Raw genomic sequence first — 6307 nt, forward strand, 5'->3', positions numbered from 1 at the left:
AAACATCCTATCCCTCTTGTGTGCTGGTTGGGGAGACCCCAAACCCCCTTCAATCTTTTAAGGTGCGTCTTATTATGTCCAAGAACAGTTCTATTAATTTAGATAAGAGAGCCAAACGTAATCGTGAGATATCTATTCGAGTGAACGACTATGAGCTTTTAGAACTGAAAAAAAGAAATAGAGGAAGTACGGTTGCAAGCTGGCTAAGAGATATTGCTTTAGGGGTGACACCTGTAAAGCCAGTTGATCCAGAGTTAGTGCGTCAGCTGGGCCGTATAGGCAGTAACTTAAATCAGTTAACTCGTCATGTGAACACAGAAAGACAGGTAGATGCTCAAGTATTGCATGAAATAAAAGCGATACGTGAGCAGATGCATCTGTTAATCGAGTCGAGTATACAGGCCTCAAAAAGGTCAGCGAGGGAGAATCATGATCGTTAAGTTTTCAAGTCATGGTAAAGGCAAAGCCAGCGGCGTTTTAAACTACCTTCTTAAAGAGAAAGGATCTGATGGTACCCTAGTACCTCGAAAGCACGCAAAAGTGCTCTACGGCGATCCTGTGCTTACTGAGCACCTAATTGATACTACGGTGCATAAGTCCAAATACAAGTCTGGCTACTTATCGTTTAGTGAGCGTGCCGATGAGATAAGCGAGGATGACAAAAAGCGCATTATGCAAGAGTTTGAAAAGGTTATATTTTGTGGGTTAGAGCCAGATCAGTACGACATTCTATGGGTAGAACATGCAGACAAGGATATTGATGACAATAATCCAGTTGGGCGTTTGGAGCTAAACTTCGTCATACCCTGCCAAGAGCTGCGTACAGGAAAATCGTTTCAGCCGTACTATGAGCCTGCGGATCAAAGACGGGTGAATGCATGGAAGAACATAGTTAATGCAGAGGTTAAGACCATACGTGGAGAGTCCTTGAGTGATCCTAACGACCCTAAAAGACAACGTTTAGTTAATCCTTATAATAGCCATGCACCAAGGCCAAGTCCTTTTAACATCAATAGTTATTTAAAAAAACAGAGTGATGAAGACGATAAAACAATTCAACACCCCAAAAGCCGTCGTGATTTAGAAGAAGCGCTTAAACGGCGGTTATTGCTTGAGTCTCAAAGAGGGGTAGTCATCACTCGTCAATCGCTTTTGACCACGTTAAGGCGCTGGGGGCTTGACGTCAATCGGGGTAATAGCGAAACCAGTGTGTCAGTTAAACACGAGGACCTAAAGGACAAAAATGGTAGGGTTATGAGTGTGAGGCTTACGGGAGGTATGTTTGCTAAAAACTATAGGGGGATTGAGTTTAAGCCATATATCCAAGAAATTAACAGCAATACCTACTACAGTGAGCCTAATAAAACTCATCGCAGTCAATTAGAGAAGATGAATTTAGAGGAAGGAATTAAAATTAAAGCCCAATATCATCAGGAGCGATATAAGGAAGCTACTTTGCCCGAACCTTTGGCAATACAAAAAGCGAAGGTTACTAACAGTGTTGAGGAAGCCGTAGATCCTAAGGGAGCAGAACAATTAAAGAGCTATACTCCTTCTTTTAGACGTTAGTTTTAGGTTCATACTGACAGTAAACCATCCCTAGGGTAAATTAGTTAGGCATCCTTACTGGTTTGGTACCCTAGTGAGGACTTGAATCTTGGGCTATAAGCTAATGATATCAATATTTTGACTTTCTTAAATAGTCACAGTGTACTTCTTGGTGTACAAAACGTAGATATTCTACTCGTGATTAGTGCACTATATAGGCGTTGAGCTGCTAGTATTTAGCATAATCTAATTTAATACGAGACTTTCAACATTCGCACTAAATTTTTATACCCCATAATATTCTAATTTCTTGCAATAGAGCGTTTATTACTGGTTCCTCCACTCTACTTTTAGCTACAACAAAATGTAATGTAGTAAAAAAATCCAATGTTGATATGATCTTAACATCATTGTTTTTTTCTGCCAAAAGCGCTTCTTCCATTTCTAGAAAACTCACACCTAGACCACTTCTTACCAGTTCTAATCGAGTACCGTCATCACTGGTTTTTAATACAGAGGGTACGCCACTACCTAGCTTTCTTTTTAAAAATGTATCAAAAGGGCAATAGTCGCCCATCATTATCCACTGCTGCGTACTTAGATCTGCTTGTGTTAGTATTTTACTGCAATCAAGTGTTGTTGGTGCAATAGTCGTTATTTGTTGTTCCATAACTGCTACGCTAATAAAGTCATCGGGAATCTCACCAAAAATATAACCACCATCTAGTCGATTTTCTTTAATGTTATTAAGGGTTTTTCCAGTTGATTGTTGGTGAATATCCAAGCTAATACCTGGACAGTTTTCTTGTAGATTCTCGGCTAACTCATGAAGCTTTATCTGCTTTGCAGTTAAGTTAATACCTAGGCGGAATGTTCCTATTATTTCATGTTGGTTATTAGCCGCTAAATTTACTAGATCAAGAGCACTATCTAGGGTGATTTGTGCTTTTTCTAATAGAGCTTGACCTTTATCAGTTAAAAACATGCCTTTATGGGAGCGTATAAATAAAGGGGTGGAGAGCTCTTCCTCAAGCGTTTTAATATGAGCACTTATCGCTGGCGGTGTTGTATATAAACGTTTTGCTGCTTTAGTTAAATTGCCTGTTTGAGCAACGGCAACAAAAGAGCGTAAATGGTAAAATTCCAACGTCAACTTCCTTAATTGATTCGAAGAATACAGAGTCGCATTCTTAGTCAGTATAAAGGCAAATTTAATACCTGCTTCATTATTCCACCATTTATAGTTATTGAACATGGCCTTCAGAAATCATGAATTTTGAATGAAATCAAATTGCGCTAATTTAGCTCCACTGAAGACGAACAATATGATTCAGTCCAACACAACGAATAATACGAGGAATACTTATGCCTAACAATAGCAATGCATTTTCTTACCAAGCTGCTCCAGCTCCACGAGCAAACGAATTCTTTTCGACTAAACTGGCTTGCGAAACCGATTGTTCAGATGTTTACGCGGATATAAAAGAACAAACCAAAAACTATATATTATTAGATGTACGTTCTAGAGAGGCTTTTGATAAGAGCCATGCAATAACTGCTGTAAGCATGCCTCACAGTGAAATTAACAGTGAGTCATTTGCGATGTATGACAAAGACTCTTTGTTTGTTGTTTATTGCTGGGGTCCTGGCTGTAATGGCGCGACCAAAGCAGGATTAAAAATATCAGCACTGGGATTTGCCGTAAAAGAAATGATCGGTGGCATTCATTACTGGGAAGATTTTGAACGATACCCTGTTAACCGCCGGGTGACAGAAATTCAAAAATAGTAATAACTATCTCAGTGTAACTACTGCTGATAGTAGTGGTTGCTATACTCACATACTCTAAAAATTGGCAGTTTATGTGGGTACTTTTCTTATTGAACATATTTTCAATACAAATGAAATCAAAGAGCTTGAATCGTAAGCCAAACTTTGGATTATATGAGTAAGTAAGGTTTTTAGGAGTTAAGATGGAATATTGTATTCGTGTAGCGCAAGCTAAAGATCATGAATGTCTATTATTATTAATGAAAGACCATGCTCATTTCGAAGGTCATGAGCTTGTGTTATCTAAACAACATCAACAGTTAAGTAATTTAGAGTCACTTCCATTAACCATCTTTGTTGTAGAATCAGATAATAAACTAATAGGCTATATGTCAGTAATAAAACAGTTTTCAACTTGGGACATGGACTGGTATCTATACCTTGACTGCTTATACTTGAATGAGGAAACTAGAGGCCAAGGAATTGGTATGGAGTTAATGCAAAAGATTAAACTTTTTTCACAAGAAAATAATATAAATACGATCCAGTGGCAAACACCAAAAGACAACCTTTCTGCCATTAAATTTTATCAAAAGCTAGGTGCAATTAATAAAGAAAAGTATCGGTTTTTCTGGTCAGTGTGATGCATTCCTAAGTCCTATGTAACTAGAGATCATTCAATCTGCAAAGGTTTCTACAGGTATACCCTAGCGGAACCACCTAAAAAGCCCCTTAGACCTATTAATAGACTACCTAGAACAGACCGTTATAAGAAAACCGCCTATAACAGACTATTCTAGGTAGTCAGTTTTTCTCGCTATCTTGAGAAATCATAGTCTTCTTCGCTTCCATCTAAATACTCGCGTATAGGGCGTTTTTTGCTGAATTTAGAGGCGTCTTTCTTAATCTCATCGACTATAAAGTCGCTGTATGCTGACCAGCTCTTTCCAGCGTCGCCTTTGGCAAGACTACTATATGTACTTATAAACTCTTTATGCCGACTAATACGCCACAATTGCTTATCAGTCAATCCATCAATCATGAACATATCTGATGTATTAGGATCACGTTGGTTATTCTCTGTCTTTTTGGGTTTCTCTTTAATAACAAACTTAAACCCAATAATTTTGCGTCCTCTTTTCACTTGATCGTAGCTTGTCTGAATATCTGTTTTCTCGTTAATCTCTTTAACTGCAACGTCTAGCACATTCTTTTTGAAGTCATAAACTCTCTCGTAATCGGTTGAATTAACGCCCAACTGTTCTCTAAACACCTCAATATCAAAGACGGGTGTTTTTCTTGCTGTCTTCCATTGAACCAGCAGTTCGTACAACCTCACCGAATAGGCACTTTTCAAAGTAGCGGTTTGCTCAAGTAGGTATTGAGTGAAAAACTGCTCGTAGCCATCTATACGTGTGACCTCGTTAACTACATCAAAGGTTAAAATCACCTCAATTGATGCTTCATCATCAAGATACTTAACACGTTGAACCCAGCGTGATTTAACCATTCGGTTATCTGTATCAAGAAATGAGAACCGCCTATCAAATAATGTCTTTTCAGCTTTCAATATGGCTTCATAGGCTGTTTGTCTTGTGACATTAAAAGCTTCAGCGTATCTTGATGCTGATATGGTAAGCGGTTTGTCAGTGCTTAACCCCTTACCTGTTTCTCTAGCATCCACAATAGCCAGTTGCATTAACCTGATTTCAGACAATGATAGGTTCTGTGTAGCTGTGTTTAAGCGGTTTGTTTTAACAACTAAATCAGCCATAAAAAATCCTTTTTATTACTTTATGACGAGTAATATACGCATATCGTTATAACGAGTCAAATATAAATTTCGTTAATTGTCAGGTAAACCTCGTCATATTGTCAGGTAAACCTCGTCATATTGTCAGGTAAACCTCGTCATATTGTCAGGTAAACCTCGTCATATTGGCTATGCAGCCCTTTAATATCGTGGCTTTGCGAGGACTTAAAAGCATTTAAAAGCATTTAAAAGCATTAAAAACCTTTTGGTTGTGGATAAGTAACAAAAATAAGAAAAAAATATAGCTAACTTTGAGGTTTATTTGAATTAGCTAATTTCTTCTCTTTTTCTTGTTTCCTATAAGTCTTAACAAAAGGTAAAACACTACTAGGTATAGTTATAAATAACTTATAAGCCTTCATATCTTCGTTAGTCATACCAAACTCTTTTTTCATTTGAACTCGCAAGGATCTAATGGCTCTACGATGACTATTACAGATAAACGCATCTAACAGCAGCTTATATTTATTCAAATCCTTTTCTATGATATTTAGTACCTCCTTGGCTGACATACTGCTTTCTGGATCATAATGAGCGGTTAGAAAACTGAGTTTTTTATTATCAACACTGGTACCTAGTAGCCTTAATATCTGAGCTGCTCTATAAGTATTTATCTGATCATGGAGTAATTCACTATTTGGTATGGTGGCTATTACTCGTTTGAAAACATAATAATCTGTAGGATAATTTTTAGCTTCCTCATCATCGAAATCTAAAGTATGAACTCCGCAAAGATAAGCGATAAATATATTCTTAGCTTCTGATGAAGCACTTCTTAATGCATTAACACGCATCATATTTATTTGACGTTTAGAGTATTGTTTCTCACTCATGGCCGATCCTTATTATGTTCAATATAGTATCTATCATACCTTAACAGCTATATGTGTATACCTAATTTTTGAATATATATATACACAGTAATTATTTTATGTATAGATATTACTATTTTTATGTATAGACATTTAAGTAAAACATATATAGACATTAAAAATAAATATGTATACACATTAAAATCCAACTAGGTACAGACAGTCATTTGCAACAAATAAGCCAGCAGTCACAAAAGGGGGCTATTTTATGCTACGCTAAAAACATCCTATCCCTCTTGTGTGCTGGTTGGGGAGACCCCAAACCCCCTTCAATCTTTTAAGGTGCGTCTTATTATGTCCAAGA

General features: G+C 37.2%; 7 protein-coding genes. 4 read left to right on the plus strand and 3 right to left on the minus strand.

Annotated features, from left to right (window positions below; translation table 11 throughout):
* Together E2R51_RS20415 and E2R51_RS20420 are read left to right on the plus strand one after the other, a co-directional pair.
* On the plus strand, positions 1-440 hold a 440-nt coding region (locus E2R51_RS20415; RefSeq protein WP_205703362.1), incomplete at its 5' end, for a plasmid mobilization protein.
* Positions 430-1569: a relaxase family protein gene (locus E2R51_RS20420; protein WP_077452077.1), complete on the plus strand. Its 1140-nt coding sequence runs from the start codon at positions 430-432 to the stop codon at positions 1567-1569. The genes E2R51_RS20415 and E2R51_RS20420, both read left to right, overlap by 11 nt.
* A gap of 256 nt (positions 1570-1825) precedes the next feature.
* On the opposite strand, the gene E2R51_RS20425 is transcribed toward E2R51_RS20420, so the two are convergent.
* A complete protein-coding gene (locus E2R51_RS20425) occupies positions 1826-2695 on the minus strand; it encodes a LysR family transcriptional regulator (RefSeq protein WP_133378718.1) in 870 nt (289 codons plus the stop codon).
* A gap of 218 nt (positions 2696-2913) precedes the next feature.
* Between E2R51_RS20425 and E2R51_RS20430 the strand changes: the two genes are divergently transcribed.
* Both E2R51_RS20430 and E2R51_RS20435 read left to right on the plus strand, forming a co-directional pair.
* A complete protein-coding gene (locus E2R51_RS20430; RefSeq protein ID WP_133378719.1) occupies positions 2914-3336 on the plus strand; it encodes a rhodanese-like domain-containing protein in 423 nt (140 codons plus the stop codon).
* A 185-nt stretch (positions 3337-3521) separates the two neighbouring features.
* Positions 3522-3962, plus strand: coding sequence for a GNAT family N-acetyltransferase (locus E2R51_RS20435; RefSeq protein WP_133378720.1), 441 nt, complete (start codon positions 3522-3524; stop codon positions 3960-3962).
* A 173-nt stretch (positions 3963-4135) separates the two neighbouring features.
* On the opposite strand, the gene repM is transcribed toward E2R51_RS20435, so the two are convergent.
* Together repM and E2R51_RS20445 are read right to left on the minus strand one after the other, a co-directional pair.
* Positions 4136-5092 (minus strand): replication initiation protein RepM, encoded by a 957-nt coding sequence (repM, locus tag E2R51_RS20440; protein ID WP_102716611.1) that lies wholly within the window; start codon positions 5090-5092, stop codon positions 4136-4138.
* 284 nt (positions 5093-5376) lie between these two features.
* On the minus strand, positions 5377-5964 hold the full coding sequence (locus tag E2R51_RS20445; RefSeq protein ID WP_133378721.1) for a hypothetical protein: 588 nt from the start codon (positions 5962-5964) through the stop codon (positions 5377-5379).
* Positions 5965-6307 lie beyond the last annotated feature (343 nt).

This window comes from Jeotgalibacillus sp. S-D1, from assembly GCF_004358665.1.
Taxonomy (GTDB): domain Bacteria; phylum Bacillota; class Bacilli; order Bacillales; family Jeotgalibacillaceae; genus Jeotgalibacillus.

What these genes read in the sequence shown, in the direction of transcription:
- E2R51_RS20420 (WP_077452077.1), top strand. Translation starts at nt 430, where the DNA reads ATGATCGTTAAGTTTTCAAGTCATGGTAAAGGCAAAGCCAGCGGCGTT.
- E2R51_RS20430 (WP_133378719.1), top strand. Translation starts at nt 2,914, where the DNA reads ATGCCTAACAATAGCAATGCATTTTCTTACCAAGCTGCTCCAGCTCCA.
- E2R51_RS20435 (WP_133378720.1), top strand. Translation starts at nt 3,522, where the DNA reads ATGGAATATTGTATTCGTGTAGCGCAAGCTAAAGATCATGAATGTCTA.
- repM (WP_102716611.1), bottom strand. Translation starts at nt 5,092, where the DNA reads ATGGCTGATTTAGTTGTTAAAACAAACCGCTTAAACACAGCTACACAG.
- E2R51_RS20445 (WP_133378721.1), bottom strand. Translation starts at nt 5,964, where the DNA reads ATGAGTGAGAAACAATACTCTAAACGTCAAATAAATATGATGCGTGTT.